The sequence below is a fragment of the Micromonospora sp. NPDC093277 genome, from assembly GCF_044765245.1.
Lineage (GTDB): Bacteria > Actinomycetota > Actinomycetes > Mycobacteriales > Micromonosporaceae > Micromonospora.
The window spans coordinates 73,255-99,181 of the sequence record NZ_JBIWJO010000001.1 but is presented as its reverse complement, the minus strand read 5'-3'; the positions used below and the strand labels follow the sequence as shown (position 1 = coordinate 99,181).

Annotated in this window: 21 protein-coding genes; 11 read left to right on the top strand and 10 right to left on the bottom strand. The window is 72.8% G+C overall.

Annotation, left to right across the window (positions count from 1 at the left end; genetic code table 11):
* Positions 1-3 precede the first annotated feature (3 nt).
* Positions 4-900 (bottom strand): LysR family transcriptional regulator ArgP, encoded by an 897-nt coding sequence (locus ACIRG9_RS00440; RefSeq protein WP_402848051.1) that lies wholly within the window; start codon positions 898-900, stop codon positions 4-6.
* A gap of 70 nt (positions 901-970) precedes the next feature.
* Here ACIRG9_RS00440 and ACIRG9_RS00435 point away from each other — a divergent pair, with 70 nt between their 5' ends.
* The 5 genes from ACIRG9_RS00435 (at position 971) to ACIRG9_RS00415 (ending at position 7,533) form a co-directional block, all read left to right on the top strand.
* Entirely contained in the window at positions 971-1,576 is a 606-nt protein-coding gene (locus ACIRG9_RS00435) for a LysE/ArgO family amino acid transporter (RefSeq protein ID WP_402848050.1), read from the top strand.
* A gap of 73 nt (positions 1,577-1,649) precedes the next feature.
* Positions 1,650-3,089, top strand: a complete 1,440-nt coding sequence (locus ACIRG9_RS00430) for a GuaB1 family IMP dehydrogenase-related protein (protein WP_402848048.1) — start codon at positions 1,650-1,652, stop codon at positions 3,087-3,089.
* A 46-nt stretch (positions 3,090-3,135) separates the two neighbouring features.
* Entirely contained in the window at positions 3,136-3,663 is a 528-nt protein-coding gene (locus tag ACIRG9_RS00425) for a MarR family winged helix-turn-helix transcriptional regulator (RefSeq protein WP_402848047.1), read from the top strand.
* Positions 3,657-5,390 (top strand): ABC transporter ATP-binding protein, encoded by a 1,734-nt coding sequence (locus ACIRG9_RS00420; RefSeq protein WP_402848045.1) that lies wholly within the window; start codon positions 3,657-3,659, stop codon positions 5,388-5,390. Before ACIRG9_RS00425 ends, ACIRG9_RS00420 begins: the two co-directional genes overlap by 7 nt.
* A gap of 73 nt (positions 5,391-5,463) precedes the next feature.
* Entirely contained in the window at positions 5,464-7,533 is a 2,070-nt protein-coding gene (locus tag ACIRG9_RS00415; protein ID WP_402848043.1) for an ABC transporter ATP-binding protein, read from the top strand.
* A 115-nt stretch (positions 7,534-7,648) separates the two neighbouring features.
* On the opposite strand, the gene thrS is transcribed toward ACIRG9_RS00415, so the two are convergent.
* Entirely contained in the window at positions 7,649-8,881 is a 1,233-nt protein-coding gene (gene thrS, locus ACIRG9_RS00410) for a threonine--tRNA ligase (protein WP_402850168.1), read from the bottom strand.
* 550 nt (positions 8,882-9,431) lie between these two features.
* Here thrS and ACIRG9_RS00405 point away from each other — a divergent pair.
* Together ACIRG9_RS00405 and ACIRG9_RS00400 are read left to right on the top strand one after the other, a co-directional pair.
* Positions 9,432-10,058 (top strand): DedA family protein, encoded by a 627-nt coding sequence (locus ACIRG9_RS00405; RefSeq protein WP_402848041.1) that lies wholly within the window; start codon positions 9,432-9,434, stop codon positions 10,056-10,058.
* A gap of 126 nt (positions 10,059-10,184) precedes the next feature.
* Positions 10,185-10,949, top strand: coding sequence for a DUF998 domain-containing protein (locus ACIRG9_RS00400; RefSeq protein WP_402848039.1), 765 nt, complete (start codon positions 10,185-10,187; stop codon positions 10,947-10,949).
* Here ACIRG9_RS00400 and ACIRG9_RS00395 read toward each other — a convergent pair.
* Positions 10,927-12,330 carry an NAD(P)H-quinone dehydrogenase gene (locus tag ACIRG9_RS00395; RefSeq protein WP_402848037.1) on the bottom strand — a complete coding sequence of 468 codons (1,404 nt, stop codon included), beginning with the start codon at positions 12,328-12,330 and terminating at the stop codon, positions 10,927-10,929. The genes ACIRG9_RS00400 and ACIRG9_RS00395 overlap by 23 nt on opposite strands.
* Positions 12,331-12,435: 105 nt before the next feature.
* On the opposite strand from ACIRG9_RS00395, the gene ACIRG9_RS00390 reads away from it, so the two are divergent.
* Positions 12,436-12,891: a gamma-glutamylcyclotransferase gene (locus ACIRG9_RS00390; protein WP_402848035.1), complete on the top strand. Its 456-nt coding sequence runs from the start codon at positions 12,436-12,438 to the stop codon at positions 12,889-12,891.
* Positions 12,892-12,964: 73 nt separating this feature from the next.
* On the opposite strand, the gene ACIRG9_RS00385 is transcribed toward ACIRG9_RS00390, so the two are convergent.
* From ACIRG9_RS00385 to ACIRG9_RS00370, 4 genes are read right to left on the bottom strand one after another with little or no spacing between them, the layout of a single operon-like run.
* On the bottom strand, positions 12,965-13,927 hold the full coding sequence (locus ACIRG9_RS00385) for a GNAT family N-acetyltransferase (RefSeq protein WP_402848033.1): 963 nt from the start codon (positions 13,925-13,927) through the stop codon (positions 12,965-12,967).
* A gap of 41 nt (positions 13,928-13,968) precedes the next feature.
* Positions 13,969-14,709: a hypothetical protein gene (locus ACIRG9_RS00380; protein ID WP_402848031.1), complete on the bottom strand. Its 741-nt coding sequence runs from the start codon at positions 14,707-14,709 to the stop codon at positions 13,969-13,971.
* A 37-nt stretch (positions 14,710-14,746) separates the two neighbouring features.
* Positions 14,747-15,667, bottom strand: coding sequence for a hypothetical protein (locus ACIRG9_RS00375; RefSeq protein WP_402848029.1), 921 nt, complete (start codon positions 15,665-15,667; stop codon positions 14,747-14,749).
* Between the two features lie 6 nt (positions 15,668-15,673).
* Positions 15,674-16,303: an MBL fold metallo-hydrolase gene (locus ACIRG9_RS00370; RefSeq protein WP_402848027.1), complete on the bottom strand. Its 630-nt coding sequence runs from the start codon at positions 16,301-16,303 to the stop codon at positions 15,674-15,676.
* Positions 16,304-16,466: 163 nt separating this feature from the next.
* On the opposite strand from ACIRG9_RS00370, the gene ACIRG9_RS00365 reads away from it, so the two are divergent.
* Complete coding sequence (locus ACIRG9_RS00365) at positions 16,467-17,444, top strand: DUF4349 domain-containing protein (protein WP_402850166.1); 978 nt, start codon at positions 16,467-16,469, stop codon at positions 17,442-17,444.
* Here ACIRG9_RS00365 and ACIRG9_RS00360 read toward each other — a convergent pair.
* Positions 17,401-18,660: an amidohydrolase gene (locus ACIRG9_RS00360; protein WP_402848025.1), complete on the bottom strand. Its 1,260-nt coding sequence runs from the start codon at positions 18,658-18,660 to the stop codon at positions 17,401-17,403. The two genes, ACIRG9_RS00365 and ACIRG9_RS00360, sit on opposite strands and share 44 nt — an antisense overlap.
* A 679-nt stretch (positions 18,661-19,339) precedes the next feature.
* Positions 19,340-20,923, bottom strand: coding sequence for a methylmalonyl-CoA mutase (locus tag ACIRG9_RS00355; protein ID WP_402848023.1), 1,584 nt, complete (start codon positions 20,921-20,923; stop codon positions 19,340-19,342).
* 208 nt (positions 20,924-21,131) lie between these two features.
* Between ACIRG9_RS00355 and ACIRG9_RS00350 the strand changes: the two genes are divergently transcribed.
* Positions 21,132-23,258, top strand: coding sequence for a protein kinase (locus ACIRG9_RS00350; RefSeq protein ID WP_402848022.1), 2,127 nt, complete (start codon positions 21,132-21,134; stop codon positions 23,256-23,258).
* Positions 23,259-23,307: 49 nt separating this feature from the next.
* Positions 23,308-24,975, top strand: coding sequence for a phospho-sugar mutase (locus ACIRG9_RS00345; RefSeq protein WP_402848020.1), 1,668 nt, complete (start codon positions 23,308-23,310; stop codon positions 24,973-24,975).
* Positions 24,976-25,162: 187 nt separating this feature from the next.
* Here the strand turns inward: ACIRG9_RS00345 and ACIRG9_RS00340 are convergent, their stop codons facing one another.
* A complete protein-coding gene (locus tag ACIRG9_RS00340; RefSeq protein ID WP_402848019.1) occupies positions 25,163-25,840 on the bottom strand; it encodes a GPP34 family phosphoprotein in 678 nt (225 codons plus the stop codon).
* Between the last annotated feature and the right edge of the window lie 87 nt (positions 25,841-25,927).

Sequence of the window (25,927 nt, the reverse complement as noted above, 5' to 3'; positions counted from 1 at the left end):
CGGTCAGCGGAGGGCGAGTGCCGCCTCGGCGCGGACGGCGTCGGTGAGGGCGGCGAGGAGCCGGGAGTCCAGGCGCCAGTGCTGCCAGTAGAGCGGCACGTCGATGTGTCGTCCCGGATCGAGGTCGAGGCAGGAGCCGTCGGCCAGATCCGGCTCGGCCAGCCGCTCCGGGACCAGCCCCCAGGCGAGGCCGCGCCGGATCGCCTCGCTGAACGCCGGCACCGACGGCACGTGGTGCACCGGCGGGTCGAGTTCCCGGCCGGTCACCGCCCGCACGAACCGGTGCTGGACCTGGTCCTTGCGGTCGAAGACGACCATCGGCGCCCTGGCCAGCGCTTCGGGCGTCAGCCCGTCGGGAAACCAGCGGGCGACCAGCCCCGGGGCGGCGAGCGCCCGGTAGCGCATCGCCCCGAGCGGGCGTACCCGGCAGCCCTGCACCGGCTCCCGCTGGGCGGTCACCGCCGCCAGCACCGCGCCGTCGCGCAGCAGCTCGGCGGTGTGGTCCTGGTCGTCCTGGCGTACGTCGAAGCAGACGGCCAGCTCGGCCGGGACCCGAACCAGCGCGGGCACGAACCAGGTGGCCAACGAGTCGGCGTTGACCACCACGGGCAACCGGGTGGGTCCGGCCGCCCCCTCCACCACCCCGCGCGCCTCGGCGAGCGCCTCCCGTTCGAGCAGCGCCAACTGGACCGCCAGCCGGAGCAGCGGCTGGCCCGCGCCGGTCGCCTGGCAGGGGCGGCTGCGCCGGACCAGCACCTGCCCGACGGCCTCCTCCAGCGCGCGGATCCGCTGGCTCACCGCCGACGGGGTGACGTGCAGCACGCGCGCCGCACCTTCGAAGCTGCCCTCATCGACCACGGCGGCGAGGGTGCGTAGCTGGGTCGTGTCGAGCCCTTCCATCAGCAAATCTTAAGAGGCTTCAGAAAGATTAGTTGGACTGCACCTGGTGCCGATCCCTATTTTCGGACACGTGCCTGACCCGTTCCCCTCGGCCGTCGCCGGATTCGCCGTATCGCTCGCGTTGATCGTCGCCATCGGCGCGCAGAACGCCTTCGTGCTCCGTCAGGGGCTCCGCCGTGAGCACGTGTTGCCCGTGGTGGTCGCCTGCGCCGCCTCGGACGCCCTGCTCATCACGGCGGGCATCGCCGGTCTCGGCACCGCCGTGGCGGACCGGCCGGGCGTGCTCTCCGCCGTCCGCTGGGCCGGAGCCGCGTTCCTGCTCGGGTACGCCGTGCTCGCCGCCCGCCGGGCGCTGCGTCCGGGCATCCTCGCCCCCACCGACCGGCCCCCGACCACCCTTCGGGCGACCCTGCTGGCCTGCCTGGGCTTCACCTACCTGAACCCGCACGTCTACCTCGACACCGTGCTGCTGCTCGGCGGCGTGGCCCAGCAGTACGAGCAACGCTGGGCGTTCGGCCTCGGTGCGGCCGCGGCCAGCGCGGCCTGGTTCACCGCGCTCGGTGCCGGTGCGCACCGGCTGGCGCCGCTGCTCGCCCGTACCGCCGCCTGGCGCGTGCTCGACGGGGCGGTCGCCGTCGTGATGGCCGGGACCGCCGCAGCGCTGCTGCTCGGTTGACGTCACCCGGCCGGAGGGTGTTTTCCGTGACCATCGGGGGCAGGGACGGGCGACGGCCGGGAATGATGTTCCGGTGCGGTTCCTTCATGGCGCGGTCCCCGCGCACGACCTGACCTACAACGACGTCTTCATGGCGCCCAACCGCTCCGAGGTGGGCTCCCGGCTCGACGTCGACCTGGCCTCCGGCGACGGCACCGGCACGACCATCCCGCTGGTGGTGGCGAACATGACGGCCGTCGCCGGCCGACGGATGGCCGAGACGGTGGCCCGCCGGGGTGCCGTCGCGGTGATCCCGCAGGACATCCCGATCGAGGTGGTGGCCAACGTGGTCGCCTGGGTCAAGCAGCGGCACCTGGTGCACGACACGGCGATCACGCTCGGCCCGACGGACACCGTCGGCGACGCGATCCACCTGCTGCCGAAGCGTGCGCACGGCGCGGTGATCGTGGTGGACCAGGCCGGCCGCCCGATGGGTGTGGTCACCGAGGCGGACACCGTGAGCGTGGACCGCTTCGCCCAGCTCCGGCATGTGATGTCGACCGAGCTGCACACCGTGCCGGCGGACGCGGACCCGCGTACCGGCTTCGACCGGCTCTCCGCCGGACGGCGGCGGCTCGCCCCGGTGGTGGACGCCGAGGGGCGGCTGGTGGGCGTGCTGACCCGGCAGGGCGCGCTGCGCGCCACGCTCTACAAGCCGGCGGTGGACGACCGGGGCCGGCTGCGGATCGCCGCCGCGGTGGGCATCAACGGCGATGTGACCGGCAAGGCCGGCGCGCTGCTGGAGGCCGGGGTGGACACGCTGGTCGTGGACACCGCGCACGGCCACCAGGAACGGATGATCTCCGCGCTGCGGGCGGTCCGCAAGCTCGACCCGGCCGTCCCGGTCGCGGCCGGCAACGTGGTCACCGCGGACGGCGTACGCGACCTGATCGAGGCCGGCGCCGACATCGTCAAGGTCGGGGTCGGGCCGGGCGCGATGTGCACCACCCGGATGATGACCGGCGTGGGGCGGCCGCAGTTCTCGGCGGTGCTCGACTGCGCCGCGGCGGCCCGATCGCTGGGCCGGCACGTCTGGGCCGACGGCGGCGTGCGTCACCCTCGGGACGTGGCGCTGGCCCTGGCGGCGGGCGCCTCGAACGTGATGATCGGTTCCTGGTTCGCCGGCACCTACGAGTCGCCGGGCGACCTGTACACGGACGCGGACGGCCGGCGCTACAAGGAGAGCTTCGGCATGGCGTCGTCCCGGGCGGTCAGCGCGCGTACCGCCGAGGACACGGCGTTCGAGCGGGCCCGGAAGGCGATCTTCGAGGAGGGGATCTCCTCGGCCCGGATGTACCTGGACCCGACGCGGCCGGGGGTGGAGGACCTGATCGACGAGATCATCTCCGGGGTACGCAGCGCCTGCACCTACGCCGGTGCCCGCAACCTGGAGGAGTTCCACGAGCGCGCCCTGGTCGGCGTGCAGAGCGCCGCCGGCTACACGGAGGGCATGCCGCTGCCGACGAGCTGGTGACGGAAATTCGTTTGGGGCCTGACAATCCGGGGGCTAACCTGTCCCCGTGAACACCGGACCGCTCGTCAGCTTCCCCGACGCGCTCAACCACGCGCCCCTCGGTCGGCTGATCGCGATCGCCGGGCACCTGGTCGAGCAGCACTGGGGCCGCTACCTGGCCGAGCATCACGGGCTCACCTCGGCCGGCATGCGCGTGCTGTTCATCCTGTCCCGCATCGGCGACAGCACCCACCGGGAGGTCGCCGAACGCTGCTTCGTCCGCCCGGCCACCCTCACCGGAATCGTCGACACCCTCGAACGGGACGGGTTCGTCGAACGCCGCCGGGACGTCAACGACCGGCGCAGCGTCCAACTCACGCTGACCGACAAGGGCCGGGAACACGCGCAGGCCCTCTTCGAGATGATCCACAGCAACCGCCCGCTCACCTCCGTCGATGCCGACCCGGCCAAACAGGCGGTGATCCGGGAGTTCCTCGCCGAGCTCATCACGACCATGTCCGACGGAGACATCCGCCGGTTGAATCCAGACAAGGAATCCGCCGATATGACGACACGGGGGCCTCGTCCGTGCTGATCCGCCTACTCCGTAACCATCTGCGCCCGTACCGGCGACTACTGGCCGCCGTGCTGGCGTTCCAGTTCGTCGGCACGATGGCCTCGCTCTATCTACCGAGCCTCAACGCCAAAATCATCGACCGTGGCGTGGCGGTCGGCGACACCGGCCAGATCCTGCGTACGGGCGGCTGGATGCTGCTCGTCAGCCTGCTCCAGATCGCCTGCTCGATCACCGCCGTCTACCTCGGCGCGAAGACCGCGATGAGCTTCGGCCGGGACGTCCGGGGTGCCATCTTCCACCACGTCAACCGCTTCTCCGCCCGTGAGGTGGCCCGGTTCGGGGCACCCTCGCTGATCACCCGCAACACCAACGACGTGCAGCAGGTGCAGATGCTCGTGCTGCTGAGCTGCACCATGCTGGCGGCCGCGCCGATCATGAGCATCGGCGGCGTGGTGATGGCGCTCCGCGAGGACGTCGGGCTCTCCTGGCTGCTGTTGGTCTGCGTACCGGTGCTGGCGGTCGCGCTGGGCCTGCTGATCCGGAAGATGGTGCCCACCTTCCGGCTCATGCAGACCCGGATCGACACGGTCAACCGGGTGCTGCGCGAGCAGATCACCGGCATCCGGGTGGTCCGCGCCTTCGTCCGGGAGCCGTTCGAGACGGAACGCTTCGGGGTCGCGAACGCCGACCTGACCGCGACCGCGCTGCGGATCGGCCGGCTCCAGGCGCTGATCTTCCCGCTCGTGATGCTGGTGCTCAACATCTCCGGTGTCGCGGTGCTCTGGTTCGGCGCCGGCCGGGTCGACTCCGGTCAGATCGAGATCGGCGCGCTGACCGCGTTCCTCCAGTACCTGATGCAGATCCTGATGTCCGTCATGATGGCCACCTTCATGCTGATGATGGTGCCCCGCGCGGCGGTCTGCGCCGAGCGCATCGTGGAGGTGCTGGACACTGAGTCGTCGGTGGTCCCCGCGGCGCGGCCGGTCACCGAGGTGTCCGGCCGGGGCGAGCTGGAGTTGCGCGGAGTCGGCTTCCAGTACCCGGGGGCGAACGCCCCGGTGCTGCACGACATCTCGTTCCGTGCCCAGCCCGGCCGGACGACGGCGATCATCGGCTCCACCGGCGCCGGCAAGACGACCCTGCTCACCCTGATCCCGCGGCTGGTCGACCCGACCACCGGGGCGGTCCTCGTCGACGGGGTGGACGTCCGCGAGCTGGCCCCGGACGAGCTGTGGCGGCGGATCGGGCTGGTGCCGCAACGGCCGTACCTGTTCAGCGGCACGGTCGCCAGCAACCTGCGGTACGGCAACCCGGACGCCTCCGACGCCGACCTCTGGGCGGCGCTGGAGATCGCCCAGGCGCGGGAGTTCGTCGCCGAGATGTCGGGCGGGCTGGACGCGCCGATCGCGCAGGGCGGCACGAACGTCTCCGGCGGCCAGCGGCAGCGGCTGGCGATCGCCCGCGCGCTGGTCCGCAAACCGGAGATCTACCTGTTCGACGACTCGTTCTCCGCGCTCGACCTCGGCACGGACGCCCGGCTCCGGGCGGCCCTGAAGCCGATCACCGCGGAGGCCGCGGTGGTGATCGTGGCCCAGCGGGTCTCCACGATCGTCGACGCCGATCAGATCATCGTGGTCGAGGACGGAGGCGTCGTCGGGATGGGCCGGCACGACGACCTGCTCGAGACCTGCCCGACGTACGCCGAGATCGTGGCGTCCCAGCAGACCGCGGAGGTGGCGGCATGAGCGAGCACAGCGAGCGAATCAGCTGGCTCAGCGCCGAAGGTCATGACGGCGCCGAGCGAAGCGAGGTGACGGCATGACCACCAGCTCCGTAGAGGGCCAGAAGCAGGCCCCGGAGGACGAGACGCCGAAGCGGCTGCCACCGGCCGGGCGGCGCGGTGCCGGTGGCCCGCCGCACATGGGCATGGGCATGCCCGCGGAGAAGGCGATGAACTTCGGACCGTCCGCGCGACGGCTGCTCGGGCTGCTCCGGCCGTACCGGGCGAAGCTGACCGCGGTGCTCGCGCTGGCCGTCGCGAGCGTCGGGCTCAGCGTCATCGGGCCGAAGGTGCTCGGCCACGCCACCGACCTGATCTTCAGCGGGTTCATGGGCCGGCGGCTGCCCGCCGGCACCACGGTCGATCAGGCGGTGGCCGCTGCCCGGGCATCCGGCAACGGCAACTTCGCCGACATGCTGACCAAGATGCACGTGGTGCCCGGCGTCGGCATCGACTTCACCCAGCTGGGCCGGGTGCTGGCCCTCGCGCTGGCGCTCTATGTCGGGGCCAGCGTGCTGATGTGGGGGCAGGGCTGGCTGCTCAACGGGGTGGTGCAGCGGACCATCCTGCGGCTGCGCGCCGACGTGGAGGAGAAGCTCAACCGGCTGCCGCTGCCCTACTTCGACCGGCAGCCGCGCGGCGAGCTGCTGAGCCGGGTCACCAACGACATCGACAACATCGCGCAGACCCTCCAGCAGACGCTGAGCCAGCTGGTCACCTCGCTGCTCACCGTGGTCGGCGTACTGGCCATGATGGTCTGGATCTCGCCGCTGCTGGCCGTCGTGGCCCTGGTGGCGGTGCCGCTGTCGGTGGTGGTCACCGGCCAGATCGCCAAGCGCTCGCAGGGCAAGTTCATCGCCCAGTGGACGCACACCGGCGAACTGAACGGCCAGATCGAGGAGGCGTACACCGGCCACGAGCTGGTCAAGGTCTTCGGCCGGCAGAAGGAGGTGGAGGCCGCCTTCCACGACAAGAACGAGCAGCTGTTCAAGGCGAGCTTCGGGGCGCAGTTCGTCTCCGGGATCATCATGCCGGCGATGTTCTTCATCGGAAACCTCAGCTACGTGGCGATCGCCGTGGTCGGCGGCCTGCGGGTGGCCTCGGGCACGATGAGCCTCGGTGACGTGCAGGCGTTCATCCAGTACTCGCGGCAGTTCACCCAGCCGCTCACCCAGGTCGCCTCGATGGCGAACCTGCTCCAGTCCGGGGTGGCCTCGGCCGAACGGGTCTTCGCCGTCCTCGACGCCGAGGAGCAGAGCCCCGAGCCGGCGCGGCCGGCCCGGATCGCCGACCCGCACGGCCGCGTCGAGTTCGAGCACATCTCCTTCCGGTACGCCCCGGAGAAGCCGCTGATCGACGACCTGTCCCTGGTCGCCGAGCCCGGCCACACGGTGGCGATCGTCGGCCCGACCGGCGCCGGCAAGACCACCCTGGTCAACCTGATCATGCGGTTCTACGAGCTGGACGCCGGCCGGATCACCCTGGACGGGGTGGACATCACCACGATGCGCCGGGACGAGCTGCGTGGCCGGATCGGCATGGTGCTCCAGGACACCTGGCTCTTCGGCGGGACCATCCGCGACAACATCGCGTACGGCCGGCCGGACGCCACCGAGGAGGAGATCCTGGCGGCGTCCCGGGCCACCTTCGTGGACCGGTTCGTGCGCAGCCTGCCCGACGGGTACGACACCGTGATCGACGAGGAGGGCAACAACGTCAGCGCGGGCGAGAAGCAGCTGATCACCATCGCCCGGGCGTTCCTCGCCGAGCCGTCGCTGCTGATCCTCGACGAGGCCACCAGCTCGGTGGACACCCGCACCGAGGTGCTGCTCCAGCGCGCGATGGCGGCCCTGCGTTCGGACCGGACCAGCTTCGTCATCGCGCACCGGTTGTCCACCATCCGCGACGCCGACCTGATCCTGATGATGGAGCAGGGCCAGATCGTCGAGCAGGGCACCCACGACCAGCTCCTGGCCGCCGACGGGGCGTACGCCCGGCTCTACCGGTCGCAGTTCACCGGTGCGGTGCTCACGGACGAGATCCCGGCGCCACCGCCCGCCGGCACGCCGGCCGGGGCGCTCCCGGCGGTCGCACCGGCCAAGAACTGACGTGGACCGGGCGACCGGCTCGGCACCGGCTTCCCGCCTTGAGAGCGGGAAGCCGGTGCCGGCCGGTGCCCGGAAATCCGGCCAGGACACCGGTTGGAGTCCTGGCCGGCGGCCGTCAGGCGGGCGGGAGCAGGCCGGCCGAGCGGGCGGCGACCACCCGCCCGATCAACCCCAGCGCGTCGGCCACCGGCATCGGGTCGAGCCCGCGGCCGTCGCGCAGGCGCAGGGACACCGACCCGTCGGCCGCCTCCCGGGGGCCCATCACCCCGACGTACGGGACCTTCCGGCGGGCCGCGTCCCGGATCCGGGCGCCCAGCGAGCCGGTCAGGTCGACCTCGGCCCGCAGCCCCGCTGCCTCGGCCCGGCGGCACAGCTCGACGGCCGCGTCCGCCTGACCGTCGTCGATCGGGAGCAGCACCAGTTGCACCGGGGCGTACCAGGCCGGGAAGGCGCCGGCGTGCACCTCGATCAGGTACGCGAAGAGCCGTTCCATGCTGCCGACGAGGCTCCGGTGCACCATCACCGGCCGCTTCCGGCTCCCGTCCGCGGCGGTGTACGACAGGTCGAACCTCTCCGGCTTGTCGAAGTCGAGCTGGATGGTGGAGATGGTCGACTCCCGGCCGGCCGCGTCGACGATCTGAATGTCGATCTTCGGTCCGTAGAAGGCGGCCTCGCCCGGCCCCTCGGTGAAGTCGACCCCGTCGAGCGCCTCGCGGAGCAGTTCCTCGGCCCGCGCCCACTGGGCGTCGTCCCCCACGTACTTCTCGCCCGGCCCGCGCAGCGACAGCCGGAACCCAGCCGGCCGTATGCCGAGCGCGGCGTGCGCTTCGCGGATCAACCGGAGGATCTCGTGCACCTCGTCGCCGACCTGCTCCAGCGCACAGAAGTTGTGGGCGTCGTTGAGGGAGATGGCACGTACCCGGGCGAGGCCGCCGAGCACCCCGGAACGCTCCGCCCGGTACATCCCGCCCAGCTCACCGACGCGCAACGGCAGCTCCCGGTAGGACCGGCCCCGGGCCCGGTACACCAGCGCGTGGTGCGGGCAGAGCGCCGGCCGGAGCACGAACTCGTCGTCGGCGGAGAGCCGCATCGGCGGGAACATGTCGTCGGCGAAGTAGCCCAGGTGCCCGGAGAGCTCGAACAGCTCCCGCCGGCCGAGCGGGGGCGAGTAGACGTGCCGGTAGCCGGCCCGGCGCTCCAGGTCTCGCACGTACTCCTCGACGGCGTGCCGGGCGGCGGCGCCGGCCGGCAGCCAGATGGGCAGTCCGGCGCCCGCGAGCGGGTCCGAGGCGAACAGCTCCAGCTCCCGGCCGAGCCTGCGGTGGTCGATCATGTCGCTCTCCTTGATCGGGTACGACCCGGAGGCGAGCTGGCCCGGAACGCCGCGAGGCCCCGGGGCGGTTCGCCCCGGGGCCTCGTCGACGGATACGTCAGTGCGGCGCGCCGGGGATTCCCGGCGTCGTGGTCACCTCCGCGCTGCGCATACGGCGACCGTACGGCCGGCACGGCATCCGGGGCGAGCGGTTTTCCGGCCGACACCGTTGGCGATGCCGCCGTCCTTTCCCCGGCCGGGATGGGTGAGGTGAGAACGAGGTTGTGGGCGGGTCGCCGGCACGGGACCTGCCGGCGACCCGCTGCGGCCCGCCCGTTCGCCGGATGGGGTCCCGACGGCGGCGGAGCCGCGTCCGACCACGGTACGCCCGGCACCGCCCTTCCGCCGCCCGCTCCGGTGGGCGCCGCCACGCCGAAGGGCCGTCACATCGGGCACCCCAGCATCGTTGTGCACGGTTGGCCCGCTGGTGTCAGTGGTCACGGCCGGACGGGGGTGCCCGCAGTGACGTGGGACACGTCGTCAGGCTCGGTGCGGTCGAACGGGGGAATCCGGCGAGGTGGCGGTCGTGCCCGAACTCATCTCTAACATCGCGTCACCGACGTGGGCCTACCTTTTGCTGCTGGGGCTGCTGGCCGCGGACGCCTTCGTGCCGGTGGTACCCACCCAGATCGTCATGATCACCAGCGGCGCGCTCACCGTCTACGGTGGGCTGAACCTGCCGCTCACCATCGTCGTCGGCGCGCTCGGCGTCTTCGCCGGCGACCTTGCCTGTTACCTGCTGGGCCGGAGCGCCCCGAACCGCCGGACGGCGCGGCACACCATGCCCGGCCGGGCCCGCCGCGCCGCCGCCCGGGTCACCCGGGGACTACGCGAGCCGGGACCGCTGGTGATCCTGCTGTGCCGCTTCGTACCCGGCGGACGGATGGCCGCCTGCTTCTCGGCCGGGCGCAGCCGCTACCCGTACCGGCTCTTCCTGATCTATGAGGGCCTGGCGGCGACCGGCTGGGCGGCGTACGGAACGCTGGTCGGCCACCTGGGCGGCACGGCGCTGACCCAGTCGGCCGGGCGGCTCGCGCTCATCGGCGCGGCGGCGGCGGCCGGGTTCGCCGTGGCCGGCTGGGCGGTGACCATGATCACCGCCCGCAACACCCGCACCGAGGCCCCGGTGGAGGAGCCTACGGCGGCCTCCTGACGGCGGTGTGGACAGATCGGACGGATCGCCTGGCGCGCACGCCGCAGCCGGTAGGGGAGTTCCCCGGGATCGAAGTGGGTGTCGGCCCCGGATCCGTTTCGGGCGGTTTCGGCGACAGGCTGAGGCATGCCCGGAACCCAGCGAAACGGCCTGCTGGCCCTCGGCGGGATCGCCCTGGCGGCGGTGCTCGCCGTGATCGGTCACGTCGTCGTGAACGACGACCTGGACCCCTGGTCGCTGACCGTCAGCGACTTCGCGGTATCGGACCGGGGCGGCGTCATCGACGTGGCCATGGCGCTGCTCGCCGCCGCGACGGCGGTGCTGATCCCGGCCCTCTGGCGTACCGGATCGGGTTCGGAGCCCGGCGGGTCACGGCCCGGCGGCGATGGACGGGCCCGGTCCGGCCGGACGCGGCGGCGGCTGCGGGTGGCCGGGGTGTTGCTGGCGGCCTGGACCGCCGGCCTGGTGACCGCCGCCGTGGTGCCCACCAACGAACCCGGCCTGCCCATGGACACCGCCGCCTACCTGCACCGGTACGCCTCGGTGGTGGCCTTCCTCGCCCTGCCGGTCGCCGGCTGGCTGCTCGCCGGACATCTGGGCGGTCGCACCGCCGGCTGGCTGCGCGCGCTCACCCTGGCCAGCCTGCTGCTGGCCGGCGCGATGGTCTGGTCCGCCTACCCCGGTGACCGCCTCCTGCTCGGCCTCGCCGAACGCCTGCTGATCGTCACCGAAGTCACCCTCCTCGCCGTCCTCGCGTCGTCCCTCATCCTGACCGGGCGATCATGGAGTCGTGGCAGTACACAAAGCGCCTGCATCACGACGGATCGGGCACCACAACTCCATGATCGACGCGTGACGGGCGGCGGGGTCACTCCAGTTCGTGGAGCATGAGCTGGCGGGCCGCCTCGGTGATGGAGCCGGAGAGGCTCGGGTAGATGGTGATGGTCTGGGCCAGCTCGTTGACGGTGAGGTTGTTCTCGACCGCCATGGTGATCGGCAGGATCAGCTCGCTGGCCTTCGGCGCCACCACCACGCCGCCGATCACCTGGCCGCTGGCCGGGCGGCAGAACAGCTTGACGAAGCCGTCTGCCAGGTCGTCCATCTTGGCCCGGGCGTTGCCGGCCAGCGGCAGCATCACCTGGCGGGCCGGCACCTTGCCGGCATCCACCTCGTTCTGCGAGACGCCGACCGTGGCCAGTTCCGGGTCGGTGAAGACGTTCGCGGCGACCGTACGCAGCCGCAGCGGCCGGACCGCCTCGCCGAGCGCGTGCCACATCGCGATCCGGCCCTGCATGGCGGCCACGCTGGCCAGCGGCAGCACCCCGGTGCAGTCACCGGCGGAGTAGATGCCGGGGACGTTGGTCCGGGACACCCGGTCGACGGTGACGTAACCGCCCCGGGCCAGCTCGACGCCGTACTCGGCGAGGCCCAGGTTGGCGGTGTTGGGAATCGAGCCGACCGCGATCAGCGCGTGCGAGCCGACCACCACCCGGCCGTCGGCGAGCACCACCTCGACGCCGTCGCCGAGCCGGCGGACCGCCTCGGCGCGGGAGTTGTTGAGGATGGTCATGCCCCGGTTGCGGAACACCCGCTCGATCGCCATCGCGGCGTCGGCGTCCTCGTGCGGCATCACCCGGTCCCGGCTGGAGACCAGGGTGACCTGGACACCCATCGCCAGGTACGCGCTGGCGAACTCGGCGCCGGTCACGCCCGAACCGACCACGATCAGGTGCTCGGGCAGCTCCGGCAGGTCGTACACCTGGCGCCAGGTGAGGATGCGCTCGCCGTCCGGGACGGCGGTGGGAAGCTGGCGCGGGGTGGCACCGGTGGCGATCAGCACGGTCGACGCGTCGATCGAATACTCCGCGTGACCGCCGGACGGGGTGACCATCACCCGGTGGGTGTGACCCAGCGTGTCCTCGCCGAGCCGGGCGGTGCCGGCGACGAACTCGACCCCGGCCTTGACCAGTTTGGTGTGGATGTCGGCTGACTGGGCCAGGGCGAGCCGCTTGACCCGCTCGTACACCGTCGGGGCGTCGACGGTGACCGCCTCCAGCCCGTCCGAGTGCACGCCGAACTCCTCGGTGTCCCGGTAGCCGGTGACCACCTCTGAACTGGCGATGAAGGTCTTCGACGGGACGCAGTCGGAGAGCACACACGCGCCGCCGGCCCCCTCCGCCTCGACCACGGTGACATCAGCGTCCAGCTGGGCGGCGACCAGCGCCGCCTCGTACCCGGCCGGCCCCCCGCCGATGATCACGATCTGGCTCACAGCGCTCGCCCCTTGTCAGTGCTCAGAGTGACTTTCTTCTCCCGGCGCGCTCGACACGCACCGTCGTATTCTCCCCCACGCGCCAGCCGGGCTATCGTCATCGCCGTGCGTCTCTACGCCGCTTATGGCTCAAACCTGGACCCCGCCCGCATGCGCGCCTACTGCCCGCATTCGCCGATGGTGGGCACCGGCTGGCTGGAGGGCTGGCGGCTCACCTTCGCGGGCGAGGGCGTCATCGGCTGGGAGGGGTCGGTCAGCACCGTGGTCGAGTCCCCGGGCGACCGGGTCTTCGTGGCGCTCTACGACATCCACCCGGGCGACGCCGCGCAGCTCGACGAGATCGAGGGCGTGACCGCCGGGACGTACCGGAAGCTCACGGTCCGCGTCTCCACCCTCGACGGGGACCTGACCGCGTGGGTCTACGTCTTCGACGGCTACGAGGGCGGCCTGCCGACGTCGTGGTACCTGTCCGAGATCGCGAACGCGGCCGAGAAGGCGGGCGCGCCGGACGACTACGTCACTGAGCTGCGCTCCCGCCCCACCGGCACCGCCTCCGCGTAGCGCGCGTCGCACGCGTCCAGTCTCCCTGGCCGATCACCTGGCCGGGCGGCGACCCCGGAGCGCGGGTAACGGGTCACACCACCGTGGCGGTGACCGTCCGCTCGTACATGTCGGTCCAGCGCACCTCGCGCAGCCCGACCGAGCGGTAGAGGGTCACCGGGACGGTGGGGTTGGCCAGGTCGACGCCCAGCCCCGCCTTGGCCCGCCCCCTCCCGGCATAGACCGCGAACGCCCGGCGCAGCAGCGCCGCCCCCACCCCGCGCCGCCGGTACGCGGGCAGCACCGACAGCGTGCGTACCCAGCCCATGTCGTGCTCCACCGCCTGGTCGGAGGACTGGAGGGCACCCGCCGGCTCCCCGTCGACCTCGGCGACGAACCACTCGTCCCAGACCTTCCCGTACGACGGAAGCTGCTCCCGCCACGCCGCGAAGCCGAGCGGCTCGTAGTCCGGGGTGTCCCGGAACGCGGTGTCGAAGATCCGGTGGAACAGCCGCAGGTCGGCCTCGTCGTCGGGGCGCAGTGACCGGATGGCCACCCCGGCCGGCGGGGCCGGCTCGGCGGGCAGGTCGGTCAGCGAGCGGGTCATCCGGACGTACCGCTTGACCCGAATGAAGCCCGCCTCGACCAGTTCGGCCGCCCAGCGCACCTCCGGAGCGAAGACGCCGCAGCGGACGGTCAGGGCGGGCAGGCCGCGCTCGGCGGCCCGCTCGGCGACCCGGTCGAGCACCCGGGCCAGCAGCGGGGCGCGCAGGTCCGCGCCGCGGTCAGGGTCGACGAGGACGTCGACGAACTCCCGGCCCACCCCGGTCGGGTTGTCGAGGATCGACCAGGCGACCGCGACGCCGTCCGGGTCGGTGACCAGCCAGGAGTCCCGGGTCGGGTCGAAGAAGGGTGCGGTCAGCACGGACCTGACGTCCGCGGCGTCGAAGTCGGGATAGCCGACCGCGAAGAGGTCGGCGGCGTGCACCACCTTCAGGATCGCGGGTACGTCGTCGAGGGTGGGACGGCGGGCGGTCCAACCGGCGGGGAGCGTCACGGCGCCGATCCTGGCAGCCCTCCGACGGCCGCGCCTCTCATTTATCCGCCGCGTAGGTGCAGCTTGGCGGCGGTGAGCAGGTTGAGCAGTTCCGCGCCCTCGCCGGGGGCGAGCGCCCGGAACGCCACCGAGGCCAGCCGGTCGGTCACCGCCTCCGCCCAGAGCCGCCGCCGCACCAGCGGCCCGACCGGCGGGTACGGGGGCGACCAGCCGCAGGCGGCGGCCCCCGCCTCCCCTTCCGGCCCGGCCAGCACCGCCTCCAGCGGGGTCATCCCGGCCGCCCGGACGGCCAGCAGGTACGCCCCGGCGAAGTGCTCGCGGAGCAGCAGCAGCGCGACGGCCGCCCGCGCGCCCGGCGAGCGGTCCGGCACCGGCATCGACCGCCAGGCGGCGAAGAGCGGCATCCCGCTGCTGTCGGCCGCCTCGGCGGCGCGTTCCAGCAGGCCGGCCAGGCGGGGCGCCTGGGGCGCGTCACCCAACTGCTCGGCACCCCACCGGCAGCACTCGGCCAGGTTCGCGCCGGCCACCTCCAGTGGCCGGACGGTGCGGGCGGCGGCGTCCCAGCCGTCGGCGACCGCCTCCGGGGCGATGAAGCCGAGCGCGGCGGCGACCGTCTCGGCCCGGACATCACCGAGCGCGCCGGCCCGGCCGGTGATGTAGAACGCCCAGCCCGAGATGCCGAGCAGCCGGGCGCGGCGCAGCGTCGCCGGACGACGGGAGTACATCTCCCCGAGCTCCAGCACCAGCGGCTTGCTGGCGGCGGCGACCTGTTCCGGCGTCACCGGCACGCCGTCCGTCCACCCTGGTCATCCATCACGCTCAGTCTGCCCGGTGACCACCGTCTGCGGCATCCCCCTCTTCGGCGTCCAGTGCCTCCAGCGCCGCCTCCACCTCCCCGGTTCGCCGGCGGGCGGCGGTGACCGAGCGTTCGGCGCCCCGGCGGGCCAGCTTGGCGTGGCTCAGCTCCTGTTCGGCGCCGGCCCGCCGGCGTTCCAGTTCGGCCAGTTCGGCCTCGATCCGGTCCAGCGTGGCGGTACCGTCCCGTTCGGACCGGACCGCCTCGGCCAGTTCCTGCTCGGCCCGGTCCTGGTCGCCGCGGGCCTTCGCCAGTTCACGGTCCAGCGCGCGGCGGCGTTTCGCCCGCTCGGCCCGGGCCGCCCGCTCGGCGGCCTGCTCGTCGCGGGACCGCCGGGTCCCGGCCCGCTCGGGCGGCTCCTCCGCGCCACCGGTGACCAGCCGCAGTTGCGGCCGGGGCACCTCGCCGAAGCCGGCGTAGTGGGTGGACCGGAGCAGCCGGCCGGCCCGGATCTGCTCGGCCACCTCGGTGTCGGACAGGGCGGCGTTGAGCGTCGCCTCCACCTCGGCCAGCGGCAGCTTGCCGGCCGGCGGGGCCTCCGGCTCGGCGGCGGCCAGCTTGCGTACCTCGCCGACCAGCGCGCCGACGACGGCCCGGCGCTGTGCGGAGAGCTCGCGCAGCTTGCCGCCGCGCAGTTCGCGTTGGGCGACGCGCAGCGACTCGGCGAGTTGCGCCAGGTCGGCGACCAGCTCCGGCCGGCGGATCGCCAGCAGGTTGACCAGCCAGGCGGCGACGGTGGGCCGGCGCAGTCGGCCGATCTCCCGGGCCGCCTTCGGGTCGCCGGCCCGGCGTGCCTCGGCGACCGCGGCGTCCCGGGCCGCGACGAACCGGTCCGGCGGCGTCGCGTAGAGCCGCTGGACCAGTTCCGGGGGTGGCCCGGCCATCGCCGGTCAGGCGTCGATCCGGGTGCCCGGTTCGAGACGGCGGTAGTCGGTCTTCGACAGCGCGGTGTACTGCCGGTCGTAGACGCCGAAACCGTTGCCGTTGAGCAGCCCGTCGTGCAGCGCGTACGCGCGACGCGGGGCCACCGCCCGGATGAAGTCGACCACCTCGGAGAACTTCGACCAGGGCGCGTGGATCGGGGCGAAGAGGGTGTCCACCTGGACGTCGTCGGGTACGACCAGCGAGTCGCCCGGGTGGTAGACGACGTCGTTGAACAGGTAGCCCACGTTCTGGATCAGGGGAATGTCGGGGTGGATGACGGCGTGCTGCCCGCCGTACGCGCGGACCGGGACGCCGGCGGCGGTGAACGACTCACCGGGCGCGACCACGACCAGCGCCTCGGCGGCGTCACCGAGGAGGCTGGCGAGCGAGGCCGGACCGTTGACGGTGAACGGGCGCCGCTCCAGCGCCCGGGTCAGCGCCTCGACGTTCACGTGGTCCGGATGCTCGTGGGTGATCAGCACCGCGTCCGCGCCGTCCAGTGCCTCCGGTTCGCTGTAGACCCCGGGGTCCACCACGACCACTCCCCCGTCGTGCTCCAGCCGGAGACAGGAGTGGCCGTATTTGGTGACCTGCATCGTGACTCCTCGATTATCGAATCGTGACGTCCTGAGCGCAGTCTGCCGGAACCGGCGCGATGGCGCGCCGCGTCCGAGGTATCGACCCCGGCGCGGGGTCGCTGAGGATCGGAGCGGGGACGTGACATCAACAGGAGGACGTCGCGGAGCAGTGGCTCTGGCGATGGTGGGACTGGTGGCGGTGCTGGCCGCGGCGGCCTGCTCCGCCGACGGCGGGAACGAGACCAGCGACTCCCAGGCGAGGCCCGCCGTCGGCGGGGCGGCCGACGTGGGCGGGGCCGCCGACGCGGGGGCGGCCAAGGCGCAGGCCGGTGCCGACCAGGACAAGGCCGGGGCGGGCGTGTCGGGCGCGGCCGACCTGCGGGTCGACCAGCGGTCGATCATCTACACCGGAACGATGCAGGTCCGGGTGGACGACGTGGACCGGGCGGCCCGCGACGCGACCGCCCGGACCCGTGAGGCGGGTGGATTCGTCGGTGGCGACCAGCGGACCAGCGGGTCGGCGGACGCCCGGGCCGAACTGACCCTGCGGGTGCCGGCCGACCGGTTCACCGCGGTCATCGACGGACTCGCCGGGCTCGGCAAGCAGGAACGGCGCGAGATCCGTACCGAGGACGTCACCGAGGAGACCGTCGACCTGGACGCCCGGATCGTCACCCAACGGGCCCGGGTGGACAGCGCCCGGAAGCTGCTGGCCCGGGCCAACTCGATCAACGACCTGGTCACGCTGGAGAACGAGGTGGGCCGGCGGGAGGCCGACCTGGCGTCGCTGGAGGCGAAGAAGCGGCGGCTCGCCGACCTGACCGCGCTCTCCACGATCACCGTGACCTTCGTCGGCCCCCACGCCGCGCCGCCCGTCGAGAAGGAGAACGACCTGGGCTTCCTGGCCGGGCTGCGGGGCGGCTGGTCGGCGTTCCTGGGCACGCTGACCGTGGCCCTCACCGTGCTGGGCGCGGTGCTGCCGTTCGCGCTGGTGATCGGCGTACCGGCGGCGGTGCTGTTCCGGTTGGCCCGGCGACGGCGGGCGCGGCGGACGCCGCCGGCCGGCCCGGCGCCGATGGTGCCGGGACCGGCCGGGCCGGTGGGTGGTCCGACGCCTAGCGCGCCGCCGCCAGTGCCCGCAGCGCGGTCTGGACCATGAGGCGTACGCCGACCGGGATGGCGCGCTCGTCCACGTCGAACGAGGCCCGGTGCAGGTCCACGTTGGGCCCGTTCCGGCCGACCCCGAGGCGGGCGAGCGCGCCCGGCACGTGCTCCAGGTACCAGGAGAAGTCCTCGCCGCCCATGCTCTGCGGGGTCTCCGCGATCCCCTCGGGGCCGAGGGCCGCGGCGGTGGCGGCGGTGAGCACGCCGATGGCCCGGGCGTCGTTGGTGACCGGCGGACGGCCGCGCAGATACTCCAGGTCGACGGTGGCGCCGGTGGGCGCGATGACGTCGCGGACCACCTGAGCCACGATCTTCGGGGCCTGGTCCCAGGTGTCGCGGTCCATCACCCGCAGGGTGCCGGCGGCGCAGGCCTCGGAGGGGATGACGTTGTAGCGGGTGCCGGCCGAGGCGTGGCCGAACACCAGCAGCAGTCCGCTGTTGGCCGGCACCCGGCGGCTGACGAGCGCCGGTACCTCGGTGACCAGCCGACCGAGCGCGTCGACCAGGTCGACCGTGAGGTGCGGGCGGGCGGTGTGCCCGCCCGGGCCGGTGAGCCGGACGGTGACGTTGTCGGCGGCGGCGGTGATCGGGCCGACCCGCAGGCCGACCCGGCCGACCGGCAGGTTCGGGTCGCAGTGCACCGCGAAGATCTGCACCACGTCGTCCAGGCCGCCCGCCTCGATGACCTCCAGCGAGCCGCAGGGCAGGATCTCCTCGGCCGGTTGGAAGATGAGCCGGACCCGGCCGTCGAGCTGGCCGAGGTCGGCGAGCTGGGCGAGCAGCATGCCCACGCCGAGCATCACGGTGGTGTGCACGTCGTGCCCGCAGGCGTGGCAGACGCCGTCCGCGGTGGACCGGTACGGCACGTCCTTGGGGTCGGTCAGCGGGAGGGCGTCGATGTCGGCGCGGAGGGCGATCACCGGACCGTCCGGGCGTCCGTCGATGTCGCAGATGACGCCGTTGCCTTTGGGCAGCAGGCGCGGCTTCAGCCCGGCGAGGGAGAGCTCCCGGTGGATCAGCGCGGCCGTCTCGAACTCCTCGCCGGAAAGCTCCGGGTGGGAGTGGATGTGACGTCGGGTGGCGATAAGGCCGGGTACCCGTAGCGCCAACAGATGGTCGAGCTCGAAAGGCAGGGGCTGGGACCCGGATGGCGCCTCCGGCCAGGATGACGCCAGCGGGCTGCCGGATGGCAGCGTCAACGCACTCGTCACGTCGAATTCTCGATCACTAGAAGTGGATGGATCTTCGGGCAGAACAGCAGACAGCCTAGACCTCCGACGGTGACGCTGGGCAACGTCGATCGAGTAGCGATCGGACCGCGCAGCGTCACGAATGCCCTGGTGGGAGGGCTCGAGTATCTGCGGGACAGCAGGTAGATCGCGGTCGGACGCCGTCATCTGCCCCCCACCTCCTACAACGCGTAACCGATTCAGCGGTCACCAAATCACGGGTCGCCGTTCCGAATTGTCGCATTAGTCACGGCAATTAACTGCCACTCCGACAATTGCGCGACAACGGTCGGCTGCCGGACGACTCCCGACGGTGACAGGCCCGCCGGAAGTGCGACCGCACAGACTGTCCGTCCCGTTCACCCGATCGGGTTACCCGCATTCCCGATCCGCACACGCGCCCCACGGTTGGGCACCGCCCCGCCCCGGTGGACGGGCCGGGCGACATCGCCCGGGAGGTCCACCCCGAAGGTGCCGCCAGGCGGCCCGGCGGGCACGAGCCCGCCGGCACCTTCGCAGCGTCACCACCGCTTCCGCCGACGTGCGGGGAGAGCATCGACTGTACGCCCGGACGAGCGCGTCTGCCCAGCTCAGACGAGGTTCGGACAGCGCTACGGGCACGCCGGTCAGCCCCGAGCGGGACCGGCGGGACCGCATCGGATCAGAACCGGTCGCTCGGCCGGTACGTCCCCCACACCGCGCGCAGCGTCCCGCACACCTCGCCGACGGTGGCCCTGGCACGCAGCGCCTCCTTCATCGGGTAGAGCACGTTCCCGGTGCCCTCGGCGGCGGCGCGCAACTCCGCGAGGGCCCGCTCGACCGGGCCCGAGTCCCGCTCGACCCGCAGCTTCGCCAGCCGCTCCGCCTGCGCCGCCTCGATCGCCGGGTCCACCCGCAGCGGCTCGTACGGCTCCTCCTCGTCGATCTGGAACCGGTTGAGCCCGACCACCACCCGGTCACCCGAGTCGATCTCCTGGGCGATCCGGTACGCGGACTGCTCGATCTCCCGCTTCTGGAAGCCGGCCTCGATCGCGTCCACCGCCGAGCCGTGGTCGAACACCCGCTGCATCAGCTCGTCGGCGGCCGCCTCGATCTCGGCGGTCATCGCCTCCACCACGTACGACCCGGCGAACGGGTCCACGGTCGCCGTCAGGTCCGTCTCGTACGCCAGCACCTGCTGGGTACGCAGCGCCAGCCGGGCCGCCTTCTCGGTGGGCAGCGCGATCGCCTCGTCGAAGCTGTTGGTGTGCAGCGACTGGGTGCCGCCGAGCACCGCGCCGAGGCCCTGGATCGCCACCCGGACCAGGTTCACCTCCGGCTGCTGGGCGGTCAGCTGCACCCCCGCGGTCTGGGTGTGGAACCGCAGCATCATCGACTTCGGGTTCTGCGCCCCGAACTCGTCGCGCATCAGCCGGGCCCAGATCCGCCGGGCCGCCCGGAACTTGGCGACCTCCTCGAGCAGGGTGGTCCGGGCAACGAAGAAGAACGACAGCCGGGGCGCGAAGTCGTCCACGGCAAGCCCGGCGGCGACCGCGGCCCGGACGTACTCCACGCCGTTGGCCAGGGTGAACGCAATCTCCTGCGCGGGCGTCGCGCCGGCCTCGGCCATGTGGTAGCCGGAGATGGAGATGGTGTTCCACTTCGGCACCTCGGTCCGGCAGTACGCGAAGGTGTCGGCCACCAGGCGCAGCGAGGGCTTCGGCGGGAAGATGTACGTCCCCCGGGCGATGTACTCCTTGAGGATGTCGTTCTGGATGGTGCCGTTGAGCGCCGCCCCCGGCACCCCGGACTCCTCGGCGACGAGCTGGTAGAGCAGGAGCAGCACCGAGCCGGGCGCGTTGATGGTCATCGAGGTGGAGACCTGGTCCAGCGGGATGCCGTCGAAGAGCCGCCGCATGTCCTCGATCGAGTCGATGGCGACGCCGACCTTGCCCACCTCGCCGTGCGCGATCGCGTCGTCGGAGTCGTACCCCATCTGGGTGGGCAGGTCGAAGGCGACCGACAGGCCCATGGTGCCGGCGCGCAGCAGCTGGTGGTAGCGCGCGTTGGACTCGGTGGCGGTGCCGAAGCCGGCGTACTGCCGCATGGTCCACGGGCGGGAGGTGTACATCGTCGGGTAGACCCCGCGGGCGTACGGGTACCCGCCCGGGGCGCCCAGCCGCTCCGGCAACCCCTCGGGGAGGTCGTCCGCCGTGTAGACGCCCTTGATCGGGAAGCCGGACTCGCTCGACCGCCGTTCGCTCATGCCCGGATGGTAGGACGCGACGGGCCGTCGATGGTTGAGGGACAGGGCACAACCAGGGGTTCGGCGCGCCTCGGCAAGGGGTGAGTTGCTGACCGCGTACCGTCCAGTAGGTAAACGTCCGCCGCGTCGGGTTTCGCATCCGGCGTCGGAACCAGCAAGATAGGGGGGTTGTGTCCCAGCCCCCTCGATATCCCCCGGTGGCTTTTCTGTGACTCAGATCCCGACGTGGAGCGGCGGACCAGTCAGTCCCCCCACTGGACGCGCGGCACCCGGCACGACCATTGGCGGTCGCTACTCGTTGCGCTCTCCGGTGGGCAACGGCGGCATGGGGACGGTGTGGCGTGCCGCGGACACACTGCTGCGCCGCGACGTGGCGGTCAAGGAGGTCGTCCTCCCTCCGGGGCTGGCCCCCAGCGACCGTGACGCGATGTACGAGCGCACCCTCCGTGAGGCCCGCGCCGCCGCCGCGATCCAGCACCCCGCCGTGGTCCAGGTGTACGACGTGGTCACCGAGGGTGGCCGCCCGTGGATCGTGATGGAACTGCTGGACGCGCGCAGCCTGGCCGACATGGTGATCGAGGACGGGCCGGTCGCGCCCCGCGCGGTCGCCAAGATCGGCATCGCCCTGCTCGGCGCGCTGGAGGTGGCGCACGCGATCGGGGTGCTGCACCGCGACGTCAAGCCGGCCAACGTGCTGATCTGCACCGACGGCCGCTGCGTGCTGACCGACTTCGGCGTCGCCCGGATGCCCACCGACGTGCAGCTCACCACGCCCGGCATGGTCCTCGGGTCGCCGCACTTCATCTCGCCCGAGCGGGCGATGGGCCAGGATTTCGGCCCGCCGAGTGACCTCTTCTCGCTCGGCGTGACGCTCTACACCGCCATCGAGGGGCGTCCCCCGTTCGACAAGGGCGACCCGATCGAGACCATGCACGCGGTGGTCGAGGACCCGCCGGCCCCACCGCAGCGCAGCGGCCCGATGACCCGCGTGCTGATGGGTCTGCTGGAGAAGGACCCGGCCCGGCGGATGGATGTGCACACCGCCCGGGGCATGCTGCGCGAACTGCTCGCCGGCCCACTGACCAGCAACGCCACCGCGGTCAACTCGGTCACCGACCCGTACGCGGTGGTGCCGGTGCAGCGGCCGGCCACGCCGCCCGCGATCATCGAGCCCGAGCCGAAGCCGACCGGCCAGATCGGCGGCCGGGCGATGATCGGCCCCGGCGAGTCGCTGACCGACCGGCTCGCCGCCCTGCGCCGGGGCGAGCAGCCCGAGCCGAAGGCCGTCACAGCCGCCGCGGCGCTCGACGAGACCAGCGCGGCCGCGCTGCACACGCCCACCGGCGCGATGCCGGCACCGGCCGCCGTCCCGGAGGCCACCCAGCGGATCTCGCCCGACGCTACCCAGCGGCTGACGGCCGGCCACCCGGACGCCACTCAGCCCGTCTACGGCCGCGGTGTCGACGCGACCCAGCCGGTCTACGGCCATGGTGCCGGCGCCACCCAACCGGTCTACGGCCACGGCGTCGACGCGACCCAACCGGTCTACGGCCATGGTGCCGGCGCCACCCAACCGGTCTACGGCCACGGCGTCGACGCCACCCAGCCGGTCTACGCCGGCACCCAGTGGTCGGTGCCCGGCACCGGTCAGCCGTGGCCCACCGCCCCGGCGCCCGCCGACGGTGCGCTGGGTAAGGCCCGCGGCGTCGGCAGCCAACTGGTCGGCACCGTCAAGGGCTGGCCGCGCAAGGTGCAGCTCGGGGTCGCCGGCGGCGTCGCCGTGCTGCTGCTGATCACCGTGATCGCTCTCACCAGCGGTGGCGACGAGCCCCGACCGCCGATCGTGAGCACGCTGCCCACCGCCACCGCCGAGGCTCCGCCCGTGGAGATGCAGGAGCAGTCCTTCAAGGGCATCACCATCCAGGTGCCGAAGGGCTGGGACCGCAACAGCGCCGGCAACTGGGCCGACTACGTCGACCCGGAGGACAGCGGCCGGAAGGTGCGCCTCCTCGCCGAGCCGTGGTCGGGCACCTCCGAGCGCTGGGCGCAGACCGCCTCGAAGGGCCTCAAGGAGCGGAGCGCCACGAGCAAGGTCTGCCCCACTCCTTACGCCGAGGTGTCGGTGACCGAGCAGGAGCTGGCCGGCGAGTCGGCGGCAGAGCTGGAATACACCTGTGGCGATGGCGACAGCATGCGGCACGGGATATGGCGTGGCGTGGTGAAGGGCGGCAAGGCCTACTCGTTCTACCTTTCCGCCACCGACGCCAAATTCGCCGAGAGCAAGCCGATCTTCGACGCGATGGTCCGGTCGTTCCAGCTCTCCGGGAACAGCTGAGCCGAGGCCGACGGACAGTGGCGATCCGCCGCCGTGCTATCAAGGGGCAATGGCGGCGGATACCACTGACCTTGACGAACTTCGCGAGCTGGCCCTCCGGTGGCTCGACGACGACCCCGACCCGGCCAGCCGGGATGAGCTGCGCGCGGTCCTGGACGGGCTGCCGGGCAGCGCGCCGGAGCTGGCCGACCGGTTCGCCGGGCCACTGACCTTCGGCACCGCCGGACTGCGCGGCCCGCTGCGCGCCGGCCCGAACGGCATGAACCTCGCGGTGGTCACCCAGGCGGCCGCCGGGCTGGTCGCCTGGCTCGCCGAGCAGGGCGGCACGGGTCCGCTGGTCATCGGGTACGACGCCCGGTACGGTTCGCGGGCCTTCGCGGAGCGCACCGCACAGGTCGCCACCGGCGCCGGTCGCCCGGCCCTGGTGCTGCCCCGCCCGCTGCCCACCCCGGTGCTGGCGTACGCGGTGCGGCACCTCGGCGCGGTGGCCGGCGTCATGGTCACCGCCAGCCACAACCCGCCGCAGGACAACGGCTACAAGGTCTACCTGGGCGCGCAGCTCGGCGGGGAACTCGGCGCGGGCGCGCAGATCGTCCCGCCGGCCGACGCCGGCATCGAGGCCGCCATCCGGTCGGTCGGCCCGCTGGCGAAGGTGCCGCTCGGCCCGGCCGGCGAGATGCTCGGCGACGACCTGGTCGCCGCGTACGTGGAACGGGCCGCCGCGGTGGTCGACCCGGCCGGGCCGCGTGACCTGAAGGTGGCGTACACGCCGCTGCACGGGGTGGGTGCCGCGGTGCTGACCGCCGCCTTCTCCCGGGCCGGGTTCCCGACCCCCGGCGTGGTGCCCGACCAGGCCGAACCGGACCCGGCCTTCCCGACGGTGAACTTCCCCAACCCGGAGGAGCCGGGCGCGGTGGACAAGCTGGTCGCGCTGGCCGGCTCGACGGGCGCGGACATCGCCATCGCCAACGACCCGGACGCGGACCGCTGCGCGGTGGCCGTCCCGGACACGGCGGGAAATTGGCGGATGCTGCGCGGGGACGAGGTGGGGGCGCTGCTCGCCGACCACCTGATGCGCCGCGGCGTCGCCGGCCTCTACGCCACCACCATCGTGTCGTCGTCCCTGCTGCGGGCGATGTGCACGGCCCGGAACCTGCCGTACGACGAGACGCTGACCGGGTTCAAGTGGATCGTCCGGGCCGGTGGCGGGAGCCAGCCGCTGGTCTTCGGCTACGAGGAGGCGCTCGGCTACTGCGTCGCGCCGGAGCACGTACGCGACAAGGACGGCATCACCGCCGCGCTGACCGTCGCCGAGCTGGCGGCCGGGCTGAAGGCCGAGGGCCGCACCCTCACCGACCGGCTGGACGAGCTGGCCGCCGAGTTCGGCGTGCACCACACCGACCAGCTCTCGGTGCGGGTGGACGACCTGCGGGAGATCGCACAGATGATGGCGCGACTCCGGGCGGCCATCCCGACCTCGTTGCTCGGGCACCCGGTGATCGAGACGTCCGACCTGCTCCCCGGGGCGGACGTGGTGATCCTGCGTACCGACACGGCCCGGGTGGTGATCCGCCCCTCCGGCACCGAGCCGAAGCTGAAGGCGTACCTGGAGGTGGTGGAGCCGGTCGCGAACGGCGACGTCCCGGCGGCCCGCGCCCGCGCCCAGGCCGCCGCCACCACCCTCCGCACCGAGACCGCCACCACCCTCGCCCTCTAACCCCCACCGCCCCACCCCCTGCCCCCTGCCCCCACCCGCCCACGGTGATCATGAGGTTTGCGGCACGGAAAGCGCTCTCCGGCGTCGCTAACCTCATGATCGACGGGGCGGTGGGGTGGGGGTGGGGCGGTGGGGTGGGGGTGGGGGCAGGGCGGTGGGGGTGGGGGCAGGGGGGTGGGGGTGGGGGTTACGTGCGTTTGCCTAGGGCGGCGTCGATGGCTTGGGCCAGGGCGGCGACCACCAGGCTGACGGAGGGGCGGACCACTGAGTCGTCCAGGCTGACGGTGCCGGAGAAGCCGGCTCCTCCGGCGATCTCCTCCAGCCGGCGGTGGGTGTCCCGGGCGTCCTCGCCGGTCAGGCCGAGCGCCGGTTCCATCCGCAGCACCGCCACCAGGGTGGCCAGCGCGGCGGTCCGCTCGTCGGGGAGCTGGCCGGCGGCCAGCGCCTCGGCCAGCCGGCGGCGGGAGTCCGCCTCCACCGAGGCGTCGACGACCGGATACCGGTGCACGTGGATGAAGCCCAGCTCGGTCTCGTCGACGTCCCGGACCACGCCCCGGCCGCACAGGTCACCGAGGATCCGGTCGCGCAGGCCGTGCCGCAGCCGCTGCACCCAGGACGACGGGGTGTGCGGGGTGTCGGCGGCGATCCGGGCGAGGACCTCGTCGGCGATCGGTTCACCGGTCGGCGCCGGGTCGATCGCCGCCAGGGCACCCTCGGTGTACGCGATCCGGCCGGCCAGGGCCAGCTCGACCAGCACCGCGGCGGCCATGCCGAGATCCAGGCTGATCCGGGGCATGGTCGCCTTGCCGGTTTCGTCGTCGTAGGCGAGGAGCAGCAGCTCTTCGGCGAGCGCAACACCAGTCACGACCGGAGACGCTAGCGGGTGCACGGACCCCGCGCACGAACTCCCCGCGGCGCGGCGGGCCGACCGCCGGCGTGGACGGGACGCATG

What these genes read in the sequence shown, in the direction of transcription:
- ACIRG9_RS00355 (WP_402848023.1), bottom strand. Translation starts at nt 20,923, where the DNA reads ATGAGCGAACGGCGGTCGAGCGAGTCCGGCTTCCCGATCAAGGGCGTC.
- ACIRG9_RS00365 (WP_402850166.1), top strand. Translation starts at nt 16,467, where the DNA reads ATGGTGGGACTGGTGGCGGTGCTGGCCGCGGCGGCCTGCTCCGCCGAC.
- ACIRG9_RS00345 (WP_402848020.1), top strand. Translation starts at nt 23,308, where the DNA reads ATGGCGGCGGATACCACTGACCTTGACGAACTTCGCGAGCTGGCCCTC.
- ACIRG9_RS00375 (WP_402848029.1), bottom strand. Translation starts at nt 15,667, where the DNA reads ATGGCCGGGCCACCCCCGGAACTGGTCCAGCGGCTCTACGCGACGCCG.
- ACIRG9_RS00400 (WP_402848039.1), top strand. Translation starts at nt 10,185, where the DNA reads ATGCCCGGAACCCAGCGAAACGGCCTGCTGGCCCTCGGCGGGATCGCC.
- ACIRG9_RS00370 (WP_402848027.1), bottom strand. Translation starts at nt 16,303, where the DNA reads ATGCAGGTCACCAAATACGGCCACTCCTGTCTCCGGCTGGAGCACGAC.
- ACIRG9_RS00415 (WP_402848043.1), top strand. Translation starts at nt 5,464, where the DNA reads ATGACCACCAGCTCCGTAGAGGGCCAGAAGCAGGCCCCGGAGGACGAG.
- ACIRG9_RS00440 (WP_402848051.1), bottom strand. Translation starts at nt 900, where the DNA reads ATGGAAGGGCTCGACACGACCCAGCTACGCACCCTCGCCGCCGTGGTC.